The organism is Nocardiopsis xinjiangensis YIM 90004 (assembly GCF_000341145.1).
Classification (GTDB): Bacteria; Actinomycetota; Actinomycetes; order Streptosporangiales; family Streptosporangiaceae; genus Nocardiopsis; species Nocardiopsis xinjiangensis.
In genome coordinates, this window is record NZ_ANBE01000014.1 from 82,738 (window position 1) to 101,539 (window position 18,802).

At 71.1% G+C, this 18,802-nt stretch carries 17 protein-coding genes and 1 pseudogene; 8 read left to right on the top strand and 10 right to left on the bottom strand.

Translation table 11 applies throughout. From position 1 onward, the window contains the following. The first annotated feature begins 73 nt into the window (after positions 1-73). Complete coding sequence (locus D473_RS0109005) at positions 74-1,915, top strand: alkyl/aryl-sulfatase (RefSeq protein ID WP_017608747.1); 1,842 nt, start codon at positions 74-76, stop codon at positions 1,913-1,915. A 20-nt stretch (positions 1,916-1,935) separates the two neighbouring features. Here D473_RS0109005 and D473_RS0109010 read toward each other — a convergent pair whose 3' ends face one another. Together D473_RS0109010 and D473_RS0109015 are read right to left on the bottom strand one after the other, a co-directional pair. Then, entirely contained in the window at positions 1,936-2,562 is a 627-nt protein-coding gene (locus D473_RS0109010) for an HAD-IA family hydrolase (RefSeq protein ID WP_017608748.1), read from the bottom strand. A gap of 39 nt (positions 2,563-2,601) precedes the next feature. Next, positions 2,602-3,429 carry a helix-turn-helix domain-containing GNAT family N-acetyltransferase gene (locus tag D473_RS0109015; RefSeq protein WP_026126767.1) on the bottom strand — a complete coding sequence of 276 codons (828 nt, stop codon included), beginning with the start codon at positions 3,427-3,429 and terminating at the stop codon, positions 2,602-2,604. 195 nt (positions 3,430-3,624) lie between these two features. Here D473_RS0109015 and D473_RS0109020 point away from each other — a divergent pair, with 195 nt between their 5' ends. From D473_RS0109020 to D473_RS0109045, 6 genes and pseudogenes are all read left to right on the top strand, one after another. Further along, a complete protein-coding gene (locus D473_RS0109020) occupies positions 3,625-4,320 on the top strand; it encodes a type 1 glutamine amidotransferase domain-containing protein (protein ID WP_026126768.1) in 696 nt (231 codons plus the stop codon). 86 nt (positions 4,321-4,406) lie between these two features. After that, positions 4,407-5,414: an NADP-dependent oxidoreductase gene (locus tag D473_RS0109025; protein WP_017608751.1), complete on the top strand. Its 1,008-nt coding sequence runs from the start codon at positions 4,407-4,409 to the stop codon at positions 5,412-5,414. A gap of 18 nt (positions 5,415-5,432) precedes the next feature. Beyond that, a pseudogene (locus D473_RS0109030) lies at positions 5,433-6,248 on the top strand (aldo/keto reductase); the annotation flags it as partial. A 330-nt stretch (positions 6,249-6,578) separates the two neighbouring features. Continuing rightward, entirely contained in the window at positions 6,579-7,409 is an 831-nt protein-coding gene (locus tag D473_RS0109035) for an alpha/beta fold hydrolase (protein ID WP_017608753.1), read from the top strand. A gap of 160 nt (positions 7,410-7,569) precedes the next feature. After that, entirely contained in the window at positions 7,570-8,745 is a 1,176-nt protein-coding gene (locus D473_RS0109040) for a DUF418 domain-containing protein (RefSeq protein ID WP_017608754.1), read from the top strand. 61 nt (positions 8,746-8,806) lie between these two features. Further along, positions 8,807-9,565: a nucleotidyltransferase domain-containing protein gene (locus D473_RS0109045; RefSeq protein WP_026126769.1), complete on the top strand. Its 759-nt coding sequence runs from the start codon at positions 8,807-8,809 to the stop codon at positions 9,563-9,565. 37 nt (positions 9,566-9,602) lie between these two features. Here the strand turns inward: D473_RS0109045 and D473_RS0109050 are convergent, their stop codons facing one another. The 4 genes from D473_RS0109050 to D473_RS0109065 form a co-directional block, all read right to left on the bottom strand. Continuing rightward, entirely contained in the window at positions 9,603-10,526 is a 924-nt protein-coding gene (locus tag D473_RS0109050; protein ID WP_206539021.1) for a polysaccharide deacetylase family protein, read from the bottom strand. A gap of 43 nt (positions 10,527-10,569) precedes the next feature. After that, positions 10,570-11,571 (bottom strand): asparaginase, encoded by a 1,002-nt coding sequence (locus D473_RS0109055; RefSeq protein ID WP_017608757.1) that lies wholly within the window; start codon positions 11,569-11,571, stop codon positions 10,570-10,572. A gap of 174 nt (positions 11,572-11,745) precedes the next feature. Continuing rightward, complete coding sequence (locus D473_RS0109060; protein WP_017608758.1) at positions 11,746-12,705, bottom strand: GNAT family N-acetyltransferase; 960 nt, start codon at positions 12,703-12,705, stop codon at positions 11,746-11,748. A 292-nt stretch (positions 12,706-12,997) separates the two neighbouring features. Further along, positions 12,998-13,339, bottom strand: a complete 342-nt coding sequence (locus D473_RS0109065; protein ID WP_026126771.1) for an antibiotic biosynthesis monooxygenase family protein — start codon at positions 13,337-13,339, stop codon at positions 12,998-13,000. A gap of 166 nt (positions 13,340-13,505) precedes the next feature. On the opposite strand from D473_RS0109065, the gene D473_RS0109070 reads away from it, so the two are divergent. Next, positions 13,506-15,473 (top strand): PQQ-binding-like beta-propeller repeat protein, encoded by a 1,968-nt coding sequence (locus tag D473_RS0109070; RefSeq protein ID WP_241474741.1) that lies wholly within the window; start codon positions 13,506-13,508, stop codon positions 15,471-15,473. Positions 15,474-15,496: 23 nt separating this feature from the next. Here the strand turns inward: D473_RS0109070 and D473_RS0109075 are convergent, their stop codons facing one another. The 4 genes from D473_RS0109075 to D473_RS0109090 form a co-directional block, all read right to left on the bottom strand. Then, entirely contained in the window at positions 15,497-15,958 is a 462-nt protein-coding gene (locus tag D473_RS0109075) for a VOC family protein (RefSeq protein ID WP_017608761.1), read from the bottom strand. A 106-nt stretch (positions 15,959-16,064) separates the two neighbouring features. Then, positions 16,065-16,868 carry an SDR family oxidoreductase gene (locus tag D473_RS0109080; RefSeq protein ID WP_017608762.1) on the bottom strand — a complete coding sequence of 268 codons (804 nt, stop codon included), beginning with the start codon at positions 16,866-16,868 and terminating at the stop codon, positions 16,065-16,067. Between the two features lie 124 nt (positions 16,869-16,992). Then, complete coding sequence (solA, locus tag D473_RS0109085) at positions 16,993-18,159, bottom strand: N-methyl-L-tryptophan oxidase (RefSeq protein ID WP_017608763.1); 1,167 nt, start codon at positions 18,157-18,159, stop codon at positions 16,993-16,995. Between the two features lie 110 nt (positions 18,160-18,269). Next, complete coding sequence (locus D473_RS0109090) at positions 18,270-18,731, bottom strand: hypothetical protein (RefSeq protein ID WP_017608764.1); 462 nt, start codon at positions 18,729-18,731, stop codon at positions 18,270-18,272. Positions 18,732-18,802 lie beyond the last annotated feature (71 nt).

Below are 18,802 nucleotides of genomic sequence, written 5' to 3' on the forward strand. Positions count from 1 at the left end.
CGCTCCGCCCTACCCGGTCCCGGCCGCCCGCGGGCGCGGGTCCGGGCACACGTCCGAGCAACGGGAGGGTGAGATGACCGGAGCCGACCCCGGCCCTACCCAAGCGCACACTCGCACCCCCGCCGGCGACTTCTTGGACGAGGACCCGGCCGACGCCTACCGCGGCCTGCTGGCCCGGTTGGTGCCCGGGAAGGTCTATGACGCGGTGGGCCGGGTGGTCTGGAACACCGACGCCTACGCGTTCCTGGACGCCTCCAGCCCGGACAGCGCCCATCCCGGCCTGTGGCGGCAGTCGCAGCTGTCCGCGCACCAGGGACTGTTCGAGGTCACCGATGGGGTGTACCAGATCCGCGGCCTGGACCTGTCGAACATGACCCTGATCGAGGGCGACGAGGGCGTGGTGGTCGTGGACCCGCTGATGTCCACCGAGACCGCCGCGGCCGGCCTGGGCCTGTACCGCGAACACCGGGGCGACCGGGTCGTGAGCGCCGTCGTCTACACGCACTCGCACGTGGACCACTTCGGCGGCGTGGGCGGGGTCGTCGACGGTGACGTGCCGATCCTGGCGCCGGCCGGGTTCATGGCTCACGCCGTCACGGAGAACGTGCACGCGGGACCGGCCATGGCGCGGCGCAGTGTCTTCCAGACGGGGGCACACCTGCCCGTGGGCCCCACCGGGCACATCGGTACCGGCCTGGGGCTGGGGGCCTCCTCGGGCACGGTCACCCTCATCGCCCCCAACCGCACCATCACCCGCACCGGGCAGGAAGAGGTCGTCGACGGGGTCCGGCTCGTCTTCCAACTGACACCCGGTACCGAGGCGCCATCGGAGATGAATTTCCTGCTGCCCGACCACAGGGCCCTGTGCATGGCCGAGAACGCCACCCACACCCTGCACAACATCCTCACCCTGCGCGGGGCCATGGTCCGCGACGCCCGAGTGTGGGCCGGCTACCTCGACGAGTCGGTCCACCGGTTCGCCCACGACGTCGACGTCCTCTTCGCTTCCCACCACTGGCCCACCTGGGGCACGGAGAACATCACCGCTTTCCTCAGCGAACAGCGCGACCTCTACGCCTACCTGCACGACCAGACCCTGCGCATGATGAACCAGGGCATGGTGGGCTCCGAGATCGCCGAGAGTTTCCGGATGCCGCCCACCCTGGAACGGCGCCGCCACACCCGCGGCTACTACGGCTCGGTCAGCCACAACGTCAAGGCCATCTACCAGAGCTACATGGGCTGGTTCGACGGCAACCCCGCCCACCTGTGGGAACACCCGCCCGAGGAGAACGCCCGCCGCTACGTCGACTGCATGGGCGGCCCGGAGGAGGTCGTACGCAAAGCCGAGCGTTACCGCGACGAGGGCGACGCCCGTTTCGCCGTCACCCTGCTCAACCACGTGGTCTTCGCCGACCCCGACCACCGGAACGCCCGCGAGACCCTCGCCGACGTCTACGACCAGTTGGGATGGGGCGCGGAGTGCGGCCCCTGGCGCAACTTCTATCTCCAGGGCGCCGCCGAACTGCGGGGCCGTACCCCCGACCCGCCCGCGAGTGCCGGGCTGATGGGTGTCTCGCGCGGGCTGCCGGTCGCCCAGTTCTTCGAGTCCCTGGCGATCCGCGTCGACGGCCCCCGTGCCTGGAACGAGGCGTTCGCGATCGACTGGGTCCTCACCGACCAGGGCACGACCTACCGGACCAGGCTCTCCAACGGGGCGCTCATCATCACCGAGAATCCGCGCTCGGGCAGCGCCGAGCTGACGGTCACGCTGACCCGCCCCGAACTCCCGGGCCTGCTCGTGGGCCGCCTCGCCCTCGACGACATGAAGACCGAGGGTGAGACGGGGCTGGTGGCCCGCCTCCTGGGCCTGCTCGACCCGCCCGACTACGGGTTCCCGATCGTCACGCCCTGACAGCCCGCCCCTCGGAACGCTCAGAGGAGGAGAGAGGCCGCGGTGGACACGTCGGGAACCACAGCGGTGGCCTGCGCGAGCTCGCCGGGACCGGTCGTGGTCGCGACCGCGACGACCGCCATCCCCGCGGCGGCGCCGGCGGCCACACCGTTCGGGGAGTCCTCCACGACCACACACACCGACGGGTCCGCGCCCACCCGTTCGGCGCCCAGCAGGTACGGGCCCGGGTCGGGCTTGCCCGCCTCCACGTCCTCGGCGGTGACCAGCACACGCGGCGCCGGCAGACCCAGAGTGGACAGCCGCGACAGCGCCAGTGTTCGCCCCGCCGAGGTGACCACCGCCCATGACCGGCCCCGGGTCTCCATCTCCGTCAACAGACCGGCCGCGCCGGGCATCGCCCGCACCGTCGCACCGTGGGCGATCTCCTGCGCCTGGATCCGCTCGGCCTCCTCTGCGGGATCCAGGTGGGGCGCCACGATCCGCGCCAGGTCGTGGTCGGTGCGCCCGTGCGCGTGCTCCAGGACGTGCGCAGGGTCCAGAAACCGTTCCCGCGCCCAGGCCGTCACTCCCTCGCGGATGCTCGAACCGGAGTCGACCAACACCCCGTCCATGTCGAACAGCACCGCCGCACCGACGTACTCGCCCACGCGGTCTCCTCTCCCACCGAACGGGCCCCGTGCAGGGCCTCAACACCGTCGGCGACGCTCCATCGTGACGATGTCCCGCCAGGTGCCGTTCTGTTCGCCCACACGCTCCAGGACCCCGAGCGTACGGAAACCCGCCGACCGGTGCAGGGCCAGGCTCGCCCGGTTCTCCGTGAAGATCGACGTGCGCAGCGTCCACAACCCGCCCCGGTCGGCCTCGGTCACCTGGTGCCGCAACAGCGCACGGGCCACACCCCGCCCCCGTGCCTTCTCCGCCACGTACACCGACGTCTCCACGACCCCTGAGTACACCGGACGCCCCGACGTGGGCGCCGCCGCGGCCCACCCGGCCACCTCGCCGTCGGCCTCGGCCACCCACCGGTGCCCGCTCAGCCACTTGTCCTCCAGGGCTTCGACGCCCGGGACCCGGGTCTCGAAGGTCGCGTCGCCGGTCGCGATGCCCTCGGCGTAGATCTGCCGCACCCGCTCCAGATCCTCCGGCTCCATGGCGCGCAGGCGCACGTCCGCGGGCGCGGGGGAGTCCGGGGCACCCACGGGCACGTCCAACAGCCCCAGGGTCGTGTCCACCGGGTTCGGGAAGGACCACCGTCCCTCACGCGCCACCCGCGCGGACCCTTCCGGACCCCGGGCCACCAGCCCGACCGAGGCGAGCACGTCCACGTGCTCCTCCACCGCGGACGGCGCGAGCTCCAGCCTCCCGGAGAGCACCTCTGCGGTGAGCCCGCCGGACTCCACGGCCAGGGCGTGCAGGAGACGGAGACGATCAGGGTCGGCCAGAGCCGAAAAACGTGCGGCGTGGTCGGAGGCCGCCTCGGCGGACAGCCGGGCGGTGCGGGGTTTCGCGGGCATGCGCACATTCTGGCCGATCACACAGCGTCCCCACACCCGCACCGAGATGTGGTACCGACCACCGTCCCCCATGTCCCCGGGAACGTTCGGAATCGCTGCGGAACTTCGTGCGTTGTGCCGTGACGGGGCGCGTTCCGCATGCCGCATGCCGATCGGCTGCCCCGGCCCGAGACCCTGGTGAAGAAGGAGCCGACCATGGCGCGCATCCTGTTCGTGATGACCGGTGCGGACCATTGGACACTCGACGACGGGACACAGCACCCCACGGGTTTCTGGGCGGAGGAGTTCCTCTCCCCGTACCGAATCTTCGTCGACGCCGGACACGAGGTGGAGGTGGCCACCCCCGGCGGTGTCGTGCCCACCGTCGACCGTGCCAGCCTGGCGGCCGACGCCAACGGCGGTCAGGACAACGCCGACGCCCTCGAACGTGCCGTCGAGCAGAACGCGGTCCTCGGCGCCCCGGTGCGCCTGGAGGACATCGACCCCTCCGTCTACTCCGCCGTGTTCTACCCCGGAGGCCACGGCCCCATGGAGGATCTCGCGGACAACGCCGATTCCGCGCGGGTCCTGACCTTCGCGGTGGACTCCGAGACCCCGTTGGGCGTGCTCTGCCACGCGCCGGCCGCCCTCCTCGCCGCCCGGCGCGATGACGGCAGCCACGTCTTCTCGGGGTACCGCCTCACCTCCTTCACCAACGAGGAGGAGAAGCAGGCCGGGCTCGCGGACAAGGCCTCCTGGCTCCTCCAGGACCGTCTGGAGGGCATGGGCGCCGACTTCACCGCCGGCGCCCCCTGGCAGCCGCACGTGGTCCACGACCGCACTCTCTTCACCGGCCAGAACCCGGCCTCCTCGACCGCACTCGCCGCCGAGGTGAGCCGCGCGCTGACCTGAACCGCACCGGAGCTGCCCCGTGCATCTCCTGCGACCTCGCGGCGGCATGTGCAGCCGCGGCCCATCAAGACACGGAAAGGTCCACCATGCCCACATCCCGGGAAGTCCACCTCGTCGCCAGGCCGGTCGGCGAGCCCGACCCGACCGATTTCTCCCTCGTGGAGACCTCGGTCGGCGAACCAGGTCCCGGCCAGGTGCTGGTCCGCAACGACTGGATCTCGGTCGACCCGTACATGCGCGGCCGGATGAACGACACCAAGTCCTACGTGCCGCCGTTCCAGCTGGGTGAGCCCATGGAGGGCGGCGCCGTCGGCACGGTGGTCTCCTCCGGCTCCGACGACGTTCCCGTGGGGGCGTCCGTGTCCCACATGGCCGGATGGCGCGAGTACGCCCTTCTGCCCACCAAGGCGGTGCGCCCCGTCGACACCTCCATCGCACCCGCCCAGGCCTACTTGGGCGCGCTCGGTATGGTCGGCATGACCGCCTACGCCGGGCTCACCGAGGTCGCGGAAGTGCGCGAGGGAGACACCGTGTTCGTCTCCGGCGCGGCCGGTGCGGTCGGCAGCCTGGTCGGTCAGATCGCCCGGCAGCTCGGCGCCAAGAGGGTCGTGGGTTCGGCCGGCGGGCCGGAGAAGAAGCGCCGTCTCCTCGAGGAGTTCGGCTTCGACGCGGCCATCGACTACCGCGAGGGAAAACTCACCCGGCAGCTCGCCGAGGCCGCCCCCGACGGTGTCGACGTCTACTTCGACAACGTCGGCAGCGACCACCTGCAGGCCGCGCTCAACGTCATGAACGACTTCGGCCGTGTGGCCCTGTGCGGGGCGGTCGCGTCCTACAACGCCACCGAGCCCGTCCCCGGGCCGAACAACCTCTTCCTCGCGGTCGGCAAGCGTTTGAACCTGCGCGGGTTCATCGTCGGCGACCACAACCACCTGGCGGAGGAATACGCTCACCGGGCCGCTGGTTGGCTCGCCGAGGGAAAACTTCACACCGAGGAGACCGTCGTGGACGGGATCGACAACTCCGTCCAGGCGTTCCTCGACATGATGCGTGGTGCCAACACTGGCAAGATGCTGGTTCGGCTCTCGCAGTAAGAGATGGAAAGGCATCCATTGCAGCACGTCACGCTGAACAACGGCCTCCGCATGCCGCAACTGGGGTTCGGTGTCTGGCAGGTGGCCGACGACGAGGCGCACGCCTCGGTCGCGGCCGCCCTGGAGGCCGGTTACCGCAGCATCGACACCGCGAAGGCCTACGACAACGAGCGCGGTACGGGCAGGGCCATCGCCGAGTCCGGACTCGCCCGTGAGGACGTCTTCCTCACCACCAAGTTGTGGAACGACGAGCACGGCTACGACGAGGCCCTGCGTGCCTTCGACGCCAGTCTGGAGCGTCTGGGCACCGACTACGTCGACCTGTTCCTGATCCACTGGCCCGTGCCGGAACAGGACAAGTACGTCGACTCCTGGCGAGCTCTGGAGCGCATCTACGCCGACGGCCGTGCCAAGGCGATCGGTGTCTCCAACTTCACCCAGCAGAACCTCGACAAGCTCCTCCGGGAGGCCGGGGTCGTCCCCGTGCTCAACCAGATCGAGCTGCATCCCCACTTCAACCAGGCTGCGATGCGCAAGGTCAACGCCGACCGCAGGCTGCTCACCGAGGCCTGGAGCCCCTTGGGGCAGGGCAAGGGGCTGCTCGAGGACCAGATCCTGCAAGACCTGGGCGAAAAGCACGGCAAGACCTCTGCGCAGGTCGTCCTGCGTTGGCACCTGCAGATCGGCAACGTCGTCATCCCCAAGTCCGTGACCCCGTCGCGGATCAGGGAGAACTTCGACGTGTTCGACTTCGAGCTCGATGCCGATGACATCGAGCGCATCAACGCGATGGACAACGGCGGCCGTATCGGCCCCGACCCCGCCGAGATGAACTTCGTCGGNNNCGTGAGCCACGGGCGGGAGACGCCCCTTTACCGATGCCCCGGCCCGTGCACGTCGAAGCGGCCGGGAAGTCAACGCCCTGCGCGCCGGATGGCCGGTAACGGACGGGTGTTCGGACTCCTGTAACAGGGGGAGACCCACCTCCCACGGGACACGTCGCCACGGGTACCCCAGGGATGGACGCCCCGGTCGGCAACGGAGCCGCGACGAGCCCGGAGCCCAGGTGGCAACGGGCCCTACGGAGGCGTACAGTCCTCTCTTGGTGCGCCGGGAAACATGGCCGGTGACCACCGAAGCCTTCCTACGCGAAAAGCCGGATCCATGACCGTCGTCCCTCTTCGTGCCACGCGTGTCTACCGTTCCGAGAACGCCGAACGGTCCGTGCACGCCTGGTGCCACGAAGCCCTGAGCCAGTGGCCCGAACTCGGGCCCCTCCCGCCCATCGAGACCCGGTTGGGGAGTACACAGGCCTTCAGTGCGGCCGGTGGTCCCGGGACCCCGGTGCTGGTGCTCTCCGGTACCAACCTCAACGCCGCGACGACCGTGCCCGCAGCGCGGGTCCTGGCCGAGGACCGCCCGGTGCACCTGGTCGACCTCCCCGGCCAGCCCGGCCTGAGCTGCGGCCGTCGCGCCGTGGGCGACCGAGCCGACTCCTACGCTGCCTGGCTGGACGAACTCCTCCCGCATATCACCGACCGGCCCGTGATCGTCCTGGGCCACTCCCGAGGGGCCGCCATAACTCTGGCTGCGGCCCCTTCGCCCCTGGTGGCGGGGATGCTGCTGGTCAACCCCGCCGGGTTGACCGCGGCCGGCCTCTCCTCGGGGGCGATGAAAGCGACCCTGTCGTGGATGATCCATCCCAACGAGCACACCAGCGGGCGCCTGGTGGAGTTCCTCAGCGGTCGGGGCTCCGACCCCGACCGTGCGGAAGGCACCTCCGAGGCGGAGTGGCTCACGCTCGTGGCGCGCCACTGCCGCACCGGTTCCACGCCCAGCCCGCTGAACGCCGAGTTCTTCCACGCGTGGGCCGGACACCGGGTCATGGTGGCCACCGGCTCGCACGACCCGTTCTTCTCACCCGCCCGCCNGCACCTGTCCCTGTACGAACGCCCCGACCGTGTGGCCGAGCTCCTGCGTGAGTTCGACACCTGAGGCACTGCCGCGGCTCACCCGCCACCGGTCGGCCCCGAGCCGGCCGAGTGGAGGAGGCAGAAACGGCCGATCGGTGGAGGTGCCCGTGCATGCCGAACTCCTAGCATGGGACCCGAACCCCGTCGATCCGGCGGGCCCGAGGTCCCCAGGAGGAGTGAGCATGGCAGGTCCCCAACCGCAGCGGGTCACGGGTCTTGCCCTGTCGGAACGCTCACTCGCCCCCGACCTCGCGCGGGGGTTCATGCTGTTGGTCATCGCCGTCGTGCACGCCGTCGTGTTCCGCGCGATGGCCACCGGAGAGCCGCTGCCCTACACACTCCAGAGCACCGCCGACAGTGTCAGTGTGTTCACGGTGACCGTCTTCGCCGAGTCGCGCGGGTACCCCATGTTCGCGCTGCTGTTCGGTTACGGCCTCGCCTGGATCCACCTGCGCCGCACCGACGAGGGACACCCCTGGCCCTGGGTGCGCTCGCTCGTGCGCCGGCGCGGGCGGTGGATGATCCTGATCGGGTTCCTGCACACCCTGCTGCTCTTCTCCGGCGACATCATCGCCGTCTACGGGCTCATCGCCCTGACCCTGGCCGGACTCCTGCACGTGAGCGACCGGCGCCTGCTTGCCCACGGGTTCGTCTGGATGGCGGTCGGCAGCCTGTTCTACGCCTTGATCACCGCGGGCAGTGCCCTGTTCAGCGACCCGGAGCAAGCCGCGCCGGTCGCCGGGGAACCGCTCACCGACATGGTGGTGCGCGCTGTCAGCTGGCCGGTCATGTTGACCATGGTGCTGTTGTCGGTCTTCCCCTTCACCATCGGGATCTGGGCCGCACGCCGCCGCCTGTTGGAGGAGCCCGGCCGCCACCGCCGCCTGCTCACCCGGGTCGCCGGTATCGGGACCCCTGTGGCGGTCCTCGGCGGGATCCCCTACGCGCTCCAGCTCGTCCAGATCTGGGAACCCGGTGCCGTCGTGGTCCTGGGTGCGGCGTGGCTGCACGTGCTCACCGGATACCTCGGCGGATTCGGTTACGCCGCGCTCATCGCCCTCGTGGCGCTGCGGATCGGACAGCGCCGCGGGCCCGTGGTGACCGCGCTCGTGGCCACCGGTCAGCGCTCCATGACCTGCTACGTCCTGCAGTCCGTGGCCTGGCTCGTGCTGTTCATGCCCTACACCCTCGACCTGGCCCGGATGAGCGACACCGCCGCGCTCCTGACCGGCGCGTGTGTGTGGCTGGCCACCGTCGTGCTCGCCGACCTCATGCGCCGCGCCGGGGTGCGCGGCCCCCTGGAGAGCTTCCTTCGCAACCGCACCTACGCGAAGGTCCGGCGCACCGAATCCGGGTGAGCCGGTGGAGCGCGCAACGACCGTGTGGCGCCGCACCGAGAGCTTCTGCGACGATGCCCCGATGAGCAGCGCCGACACCGACGACACCCGTTTCCTCACCGACCTGGCCGACCGCCTGTACGCCCTGCCCGGCGTGGAGGCCGTCACCCTCGGCGGTTCACGGGCCGAGGGCACCCACCGCGTCGACAGCGACTGGGACCTGGCCCTCTATTACCGCTCCGGTTTCGACCCGCAGGACCTGAGCGACATCGGGTGGGACGGGAAGGTCTCCGGGATCGGTGAGTGGGGCGGGGTCTTCAACGGCGGCGCCTGGCTGCGTGTGCACGGGCGCCCCGTGGACGTGCACTACCGCGACCTCGGCGCCGTCGAGCACGAGATCGCCGAGGCCGAACAGGGCCGGTTCCGTGTCGAACCGCTGATGTTCCACCTCGCGGGGATCCCCACCTACCTGCTGCTCGCCGAGCTCGCCCTCGGACAGGTTCTGCACGGAGAGCTGCCCCGGCCCGGCTACCCGGAGGCTCTGCGCGCCGAGGCACCCCGGGTGTGGCGGGGCTTCGCCGCGGCCAACCTCTCCTACGCAGAGCACAACCACGCGCCGTACGGACGGGTGACCCAGTGCGCCGGGCTCCTGGCCCGAGCGGCCGCACAGGCCGCTCACGGGGTCTGCGCCGCGCGGGGGGAATGGGTCACCAACGACAAGAACCTGCTCTCCAAGGCCGGTCTGGAGGAGATGGACCTGATCATCGCGGGGACGACCGGCGATCCCGACGACCTGCGTGCCGCCGTCGCCGAGGCCAACCGGCTCGTGGCCACCGCCTGAGCCGCGCGGCGACCGGGGGAGCGGCCCACGAGCACGGTCACCCCTTCGGGTTGCGGCTCAGGAAGTCCTCGGCGATCTCGTCGAAGGTCACCCAGCGCACCCCCTCGTGCCCGCTGATGTGCTCGATGAGGCGCTCGTGCATGAGCAGGTTCTGCGGGCGCCCCGACACGTCCGGGTGCACCGTCATCGGAAACACCGCGTGGTCGTACTCGCGGTAGACCCAGTCGAACTGGTCCTTCCACTGCTGTTCGAGGTCGCGCGGGTTCACGTAACCGTGGCTGTTCGGGTTGGCCTTGATGAACATCATCGGGGGCAGGTCGTCGAGCTCCCAGGAGGCCGGGATCTCCACCAGGTCGGTCTCCTGGCCCCGCACCAGCGGATGCATCCAGTCCCGGGCCGGGCGACCGTAGTCGATCTTGGTCCACCGGTCGCCCACCCGCACGTAGTAGCACTGGAAGTCGCGGTGCATCAACGAGTGGTCGTACTTGAAACCGCGCGTGATGAGCAGCTCGTTGGTGATGTCGGAGAACTCCCACCACGGGGCCACGTACCCCGTGGGTTTGCGACCGGTGCGCTGCTCGATGAGGGCGATGCAGTGGTCGAGGACGTCGGCCTCCTGCTCGGCGCTCATCGCGATCGGGTTCTCGTGGCTGTACCCGTGCACCCCGATCTCGTGGCCCGCGCGCAAACACGCCTCGAACCCCTCGGGGAAGGTCTCCACCGAGTGCCCCGGCCAGAACCACGTCGCCGTGATGCCCGCGCGCCGGAACAGCTCCAGCATGCGCGGCACGGCGACCTCGCCGGCGAACATGCCCCGGGAGACGTCGCAGGGAGAGTCCTCGCCCCCGTAGGAGCCCAGCCACCCGCCGACGGCGTCGACGTCCACGCCGTAAGCAACCAGGATCTCCTTGGCCATGTTCTCCACCCACTTCGGTCGACGCTCGGCGGTCGCGTGCATCATGTCCCCGGTTCCGTGGCCGATCAAGGACCGAAACGGCCCGGACTCAGCCGTGCTCGGGTACCGCACCCACCGCCGCCAACCACGTCCGGCAGCGCTCGGCCACCCCGGAGGTGCTGTCGGTGTGCGTCAGGGACGCCGCCAACAACAGGCGTGCCTGCCACGGCGACAGGTCGCCCATCAGCACGGCACCCGCACGCACCAGCTCCGCCCCTCCGTCGGCGTACAGGCCCGAGACCGGACCCGAACCCACCCGGCTCGCCAGACCCACCGGGACACCCGAGTCGAGCAGTTCCGCGCACGCCCGAGTCGTCTCCGGCGTTGCGTTGCCCGCCCCGAAACCGGCCACGACCACACCTCGCGCTCCGGCCGCCACGGACGCGTGCAGGGCCGTGGCGTCGGCGCCCAGGTACTGAGCGATCACGTCCACCCGCGGCGGTTCCAGGTCCGGGCGCAGCAGGACCGGCACCTTCGGCGCGTGGGCGTGCACCCGGACCCCGTCGGCGTCCACGGCAGCCACCGGTGCCCGCCCCGGCGCGCGGAACGCTTTCAGGCCCAGCGTGTCCACCTTCCGCACACCCACGGCGGGCACCACGTCCCCGTCGAAGACGACACTGACCCCCGTGCCGTCCGATCGGGGATCGCCCACCCAGCGCAGGGCGGCGGCGAGGTTGCGGGGACCGTCCGGGGCCGGGTCGTCGTAGGGGCGCTGCGCTCCGGTGAAGGCGACCGGGACCGGGGAGTCGTGGGTGAGGGCCAGCAGGAAGGCGGCCTCCTCCATCGTGTCGGTGCCGTGGGTGACGACGACGCCGTCCACGTCCCGGGCCGTCTCGCGGACGGCCCGCGCCAGGGCCAGGACGTCGCCGAGGCTCTCCGCGAAGCTGACCAGCCGGTGCACCTCGCGTGTTTGCACCCGGACCCCGCCCGATCCCCACACGCGCTCGGCCGCGGCGAGGAGGTCGTCGGCACCGACCCCGACCGCGAGCCCTTGTTCGCCCGCGGTGGTGGCGATGGTGCCGCCGGTGCTCAACAGGGCCAGGGTGCGCATGGGACCTCCAAGTGACGGGTGAGGGCGGATCACCGCATCCTCCGTGCGCGGCCCGCCCGGGTCAAGGAGCCCCACACGCAGCCCATCGTTCGGGGCAGCCCGCCCCTGGGCCCAGCACGTGGGCCCCAGGGCCCGGCGGGCGCCGGAGGGGCGCCCGCCGGGCCACGCGTGCAGTCAGCGCCAGACCATTGTCACGACACCGCTGAGCGTCGTGTACCCCGCCCGGTCGAACGCGCGGGCCATCGGCACGTTGCCGAGGTCTGTGGCGGCGTGCACGCGGGACTCACCGCCTTCCTCGGTCAGCACCCGTGTCCCTTCGGCCAACAGGTCGTCGATGTACCCGCGGCCGCGATGCTCGGGCAGCACGGCGATGTATCCGATGATCGGGTGCTTGGCGTTGCGGGCCGGGAGTACGAAACCGACGGGTTCGCCGTCCTCGAGCGTCGCCACCCGCCACCAGGAACGGGGCGTGGAGTACCGAGCGAACTCGTCGTCGAAATTGTCCCGGGCCACCTGCTTCGGGCCTGTCCCGGCCAGGTCCGCGCGGTCGTGCCCGTCGAGGGTGCCCTCCAGGGCACGGACCATGAGGCCGAGGATCTCTTCCTCGTCCCGGATCCCCCGGAACCGCAGACGGCCCGAAACCGAAGGAACGGGGGCCTTCGCGGCACGCCAGGCGTAACGCAGGCGCTCGACGAACGGGACACCGCCCATACGTGAGACGGCCTCCATCCGCTCCTCGACCGCACGCCGCAGGCCGGTGTGCTCGCGCCAACCGGCGTCGACGAACCGTAGGTACTCGGGCCAGGAACCGTCGGGGTCCAGTACCTGGTCGCACGCGGCCCGCAACAGCTGCGCGAGCACGGCCACACGGTCGAGGTCCTCGGCGGTGTCGTCCACGTCCAGAACGTCCAGCAGGAACGGGACGGTGTCCTTCGGGCCGCGGCGCCAGAACGACAGGCGGGCCAGGAGCCGGTCGTCGTCCAGGGCCACCCACATCCAATCGGTGCGGCGGCGCCCCTCGCCGAGGTCGGCGGCGATCTCGGGGTTGAGCACGAAGGGGAGCCGGTTGAACAGCTCGACTTCCTCCGTGCCGTGCAGGGGACGGATGGTCAATTCACGCGGAATCGTGGTCATGGTGCACTCTCTGTGCGCGCACCCGTCCTGCGAGGTCCTCTCAGCAGGGCCCTCGGGAAGTCACGGGCGCTCGGTCGGCGGGGAACATCGCTCGTACCTCCTCTTCGTCGTCGGCCCGGGCCCGGCGGCCCGGTATGTGACCTGTTTTCTACAGGGCCCCGGGGGGAAGCACAAATGCTTTTCCCGGGGCGAGCGGAAAACCACGTCCCGCTTCCCCGTCGAGGCGCGCAGACCCCGATGTGCGGTCCGGAACGCGGAGACCGGGCCCGGACCGCACACGAGCGGGCCGGGTTCAGCTCTTGCCCTCGACGCGCTGGACCACCTCGTAGCCCCACACCTCGCTGTCGCTCGCGGCCGGCGCGGGCTTGTCGCCGCCCCCGTCCGGGGACCCCTTGCCGCTCTCGGAGTGGCTGCGCTGGAAGTCCTGGCCGTTCACCCAGTTCTGGAAGTCCTCCTCGGACCGCCAGCGGGTGTAGACCAGGTACTTGTCGTTGCCTTCGACCGGACGCAGGAGCTGGAACTCCTCGAACCCCGGCTGGTTCTCCACCATGCCCCCACGCTTGGCGAAACGCTCCTCCAGCGTGGCCCCGGCACCCTCGGGAACGGTCAGGACGTTGAACTTGACGACGCTCACCCGCGTCACCTCCACGGTCGTGTACGGCTCTTGCGACCAACCTAGAACGACAGGGCACGGAGGCCCCACCTGCCCCACCCGGATACGGCAGGCGATCCCGCAACGGCACGGCAAGGACGCCCGGAGACGTTGACCGAAAGCTCCTCTGTTCCCTATGTTCCGGAGGGTGCCCCCTTCGCCGGTCCGTTTCTGGTTCGCCTCCGGGCTCCTCCTGCCCGGCGCGGTGACGCTCGCCCTGGCCGCCGTCGACGTCCACGCAGTGGCCGGCTACGTCCCGTGGCCCGTCCACCTGGTCTGGATCTGGGGGCTGTGCACCGTCCTGGCCCTGCCCCTGGTATGCCTGCACGAGATGGAACACCGCCGGGCCGGTGCCGTCGCACGGGACGAATGCGCCTGTGCGCACCGCACCGACGGCCACGCAGCGCCACCGGCGGCTTCACTGCGGGAGCGGGCGACCCACCCCGAACCTTTGGACGCCTCTTCCAAGGGGCCGGCCGCGCAGGAGCGCCCGGCCGCCCGGGTCAACCTGCTCTCCCGCGTATCGGCCCCCGGACGCCCGCGCCGCATCCTGGCCGTGGCCACCTTCCTGGTCTCCGCCGTGGTCCTCGTACCGCTCTGGTGGGCGCCGGCGAGCCCCGCTGCGGGCCCCGGGGACCCCCGGTTCATGGAGTTCTCCCCTTACGGACTCGCCCTGGGCGCCACCGCCGTCGTCCTGGTCCTGTGCCTGTTCGCGGTCTCCCCGACCGCGCTCCGCGGCTCCCGCAGCTCCCGGGCGGCCGGCGCCGGGGCCGGTCTCCTCGCGGGTACAGCAGCCGTCACCCTGACCGCCCTGTTCACCACCTTTCTGCCGGTCGAGGCCACCACCGCACACTCGGGCGACGGCGATCACGACCTCGGCACCGGCCTGCCCGGCACCGTCGGCGGCATCGGGTGGCGCTGGTCCACCCCCGACGGCGGCCCGGTCCTGGAGGTCGCCCCGACACGCACCGGGGTCCTCGTCCGTTCCACCGAAGGGGTCGCCCTGTTGGACGGCGGTACCGGGGAGGAACGCTGGCACTACCGCAGGTCCGGGGAGCACGCCGTCGACATGCAGGCCTCACCCGGCGCCACCGACGTCATGCTCACCTATCCCGCCCGTGACATCGACGGCAGCCACGTCCAACGCCTGGTCGTGCTCGAGGCCGACACCGGGCAGGAGGTCGGCGAGTACCGGAGCCCGGGCACGGCCCACCCCACGAAGTACCAGCATCAGGGCGACCTCACCCCGCTGGTGCACCGCGACGTTCTCACCACTCTGCGCAGCGGCGAAGGCCGAACGACCGTGGCCGGGTACGTGCCCGGGACCGGACGTGAGCGCTGGACCTACGAACCCATGGGCGACTGCTCACGCCTCGGCCAGGACGTCACCCGCCACGAGATCGTCGTCCTCCTCGAGTGCGACATGGACATCATGACCGGCGAACGCGGGGGACGCGGCTCCGTCCGTACCCTGCACGGCCTCGTCCCCGGCACCGGGACCTGGTTGTGGCACACCGACGTGGACATGAGTTCGCCCAGCGACGAGATGTGGATCCACACCTCCGAGGACGGCCATCTGTTCGCGTTCGCATGGGCCTCCGAGGACGGGAGGGACAGCGGCAACGTCCTCTTCGGCCGCAACGGCGAGGTGGTGGCGCGCGACCTGCCGGGGTTCGGCGGCCCCGCCGGGCACGAGGGAACCTGGACCTTCACCACCGACGGTTACCTGACCTGGGGAGAGGACGGCGGCTCCGGAACCTACACCTGGCGGGAGTTCGACGGGGGCGAGCGGACCGCACCGGCGGAGGAGACCCCCGCGTCCGAGGACGGGCGCAAGGAACGCATCCGCCCCGTCCCACTCGAGGATGCCCTGGTCACGGCCGCCCCGCGGGCCACCGGGGGCGGATCCGAGACCGTCACCCTGGCGGTGCGCCCCTGGGCCGAGGGGGAGGAACCGGCCGAGGAACCCGCGGCCACCGAGGTCCACGTCACCCTGGAGCCCGCGTCCGGGGACGTGCCCGAGGAGCAGGCCGAGCCGTGGGTGTCCCTGCACGGGGTCCCGGGCGGGATCGTGTTGGCCCGCCCCGGGAGCAGCGAGGTCGTCGGCATCGTCTGACCCGAGGGAGAGAGAGCCGGAGCTCACCCCAGCACCACGTTCCCGGACTGGTCGATGTGCCACCCGGGGTTGTGCGCGACCTCCCACACCACCCCGTTGGGGTCCTCGACGAACGCATGGCGCACCCCGCCGAACTCGCCGTGCTCCGGTGCGCGCAGCACCCGGGCCCCGGCCTGCACCATGGCCTCGACCGTCCACGCGACCTCCTCGGGCCCCTCCACGTTGTGTGCCAGGGTCACCCCCGACACAGCAGCGTCGGTGGACATCGCCGGGCCGGCCGTGGCGGAGGCCTCCGTGCCCGACAGGTCACGATCGAACTTCACCGAGTCGAACAGGCCGAGCACCATCCCCGGTCCCACCTGGAAGAACAGGACCTCGCCCGGTACGTCGGCGAGCGGCTCCCAGCCCAGGCCGTCCCGGTAGAAGCGGCGTGCCGCGTCCAGGTCGGTGGTCGAGAGCGTCACGAAGTGGACCTGTTGCCTCATGGGGCCTCCTGGGACGGAGCGGCGGACGAGCGTGCTCGCTCACATTCTCACCCGGACCGGCCGCGTTTCCCTTTGCTCCGCTCCGAGGACGGCCGGGTCGGCCCGCTCACAGCCCGTGCTTGCGCGCGACGATCCGCAGCATCAACGACCGCGGGAACAGACGACGCAGCGCGAACACCACCGGCGCGTTGCTCCCGACCGCGTACAGCGGCCGCGGAGTGGGCGCCTCGATCGCGCGCAGTACCGTTCCCGCGACCCGCTCCGCCGAGATCCCTCTCGACTCGTTGGTGTCGAGCGCGCTCAGCATCGTCCGGTACTCCCCACGGAACGGGGAGTCCTCCCGCAGGTACTGAGTGCGCCGCTCGCTGATCCCGGTGTTGATCGACCCCGGCTCGACCGTGCTCACCCCCACCCCGTAGGGCGCCACCTCCCGGCGCAGCGCGTTCGCGAACCCCTTGACCGCGGCCTTGGAGGCGACGTACGAGGAACGGTAGGCCAGCGGGAAACTGGCCAGCATCGAGCCGACCATGACCACACGCCCGTACCCGCGCTCGCGCATCCCCGGCAGGACCAGCTGCGTGAGCCGCACCGCACCGAACACGTTGATGCGGAACAACCGTTCCACTGCTGCGCCCGGGAGCTCTTCGAACGGGCCGCTCTGGCTCTCCCCGGCGTTGTTGACCAGCACGTCGACGGCGCCCACATGTTCGGCGCAGGCCTTCACCGAGGCCTCGTCGGCCAGATCGAGGGCCACGTACTCCACACCGGGCACCGGATCGGTGATCGTCTCGGGTTTGCGGCTGGTGCCGACGACCCGGTGTCCCCGCTCGACGAGGACGGCCGTCACCGCGCGCCCGATACCGGAGGAGGCGCCGGTGACCAGGGCGGTACGGGCAGAGGGCTGAGGCATGGGCTTCCTTTCGACGGGGACCACGGAGGAGAGGTGCTCGCGCCGACACCGCGCACATGATCGCACGCGGTGCCGTCCCGTCCCTCGGCACGGGCCGGCCCGTACCGCCCACGCAAACCGTCGATCACTGGGGCCGTTGCGGGTCGAACATCCCGATCGGCAGGTCGGTACGGCCGTGCTCAGCCAGATCCGCCAGGGCCGCACCCACCGCCGAGGCGAACTTGAACCCGTGCCCGGAGAACCCGCCGGCCAGGACCAGACCGGGCAGCTCACTGCGGTGCCCGATGAGGAAGTCCTCGTCCGGGGTCATCGTGTACATGCACGCGGCCATACGCTCGGGGAGCGTCCCGACCCCGTTCAACCGCGCGGCCAGACGGCCCAACCGGGCCCTGTCCGCGGCGTCCGGCGCACGCGGTCCCACACGCGGATCGACCGGTTCGCCCCACTGCGCGCCCTCGAACCGTGCACCCGAGGCCTCGGCATGTACCCCGATCTTGACGGTGAGCCCGTCCAGGCTCGGGAACCCGTACCAGAGCGTTCCGTCTTCCTCGTCGCGAGCGAAGACCTGGCCGCCGGTGTGCGGAGCGGGGTCACCGGTGAGGGGGAACCAGCCCAGGACCCGGCGTTCCACCCTGATGCCCAGGTCCGGGAGCTGGGGAAGGAGCCGCGTCGTCCACGAACCCGCCGCGACCACGACCCGGCGCGCCCGGATCCCGGTATCGCCCACCCACACGGTCGGCTGCTCGGGGTCGGGCACGATCCGGGTCACGGGCGCCCCGGTCAGGACCCGCGCCCCGGCTTCCCGCGCGAGGCGGACGGCGGCCCCGATGGCGGCCTCCGGGAGCAGGACCCCGCCCTCCTGTTCGACGACCGCCTCCTCACCCGGCGCGAACCGGTGGTGGGGAAAGCGTTCCCGTGCCTGTTGCGGGGAGAGGTGCGTGTGCTCCAGGCCGTGGTGGGCGGCGGCCGTGAGCGCGCCCGAGACGGCCCCCGAGTCCGGGGCGCCCGCCATGATCGTTCCGGTGCGCAGCAGCAGCTCCTGGCCCGAGGCCCGCTCCAGGTCGGCCCATTGTTCCCAGGCCGCGCGGACGAACGGCACGTACTCGGCGCCCTCGACGTAGGCGGTCCGGATGATACGCGACTCGCCGTGGCTGGACCCCCGGTCGTGCCCGGGGGAGAACTGCTCCACCCCCACGGCCGGCACACCCCGGCGTGCCAGCTGCCACAGGGCCTGCGACCCCATGGCGCCGAGCCCCACCACGACCGTGTCGGTCCGCAACGTCTCTCCCACGACCGTCTCCCTTCCACGCGCCCCACCGGTCACGAAACACGGCGGGCCGCCCCATCGTCGCAGGGCGGCCCGCCGTGGAGACACGGGGACACCGGAGCCGTGCCGTGGGATCAGCGCTTCGAACCCAGCCAGGAGCACGGGCGGGACTCGCCGTGCGCCTGGCCCGGGTCCATGAGCAGTGACAGGCCCGTGCCGAACATCCACACGTCCTTGGCCACCGCGAGCCCCTCGTCGCTGGGACGGATGCTGTTGGGGCGCCGCATCCCGGGGACGCGCAGGTATATGCCCAGGAGTGAGGCACTGAACGCGGTCAGGCCGGCGGCGGCGACCTTCGTGGGCACGATCGGCATCAGGAGCGCGACGCCCAGGGCGATCTCCGAGGTCGACACCAGCTTGGCGAAGGGCTTGGGAGCGATCTTGTCGAGGAACGGATAGGCCTTGGCGGCCATGCCGTGCATGCCTTGTGCGGATTCCTCGTCGACAGCGCGCTTGTCCAGGCCCGAGCTGAGGATGAAGGCCCCGGTGGTGATGCGGGCCGGCATGTGGTGCGGTTCGACGGGCGGTCGTATCATGCTGTTGCTCCCCCTGGTTCCTTGCTTTGGGCACCTGTGATGCTACTCAGAGTGCCTATTTGTGGGGGTGC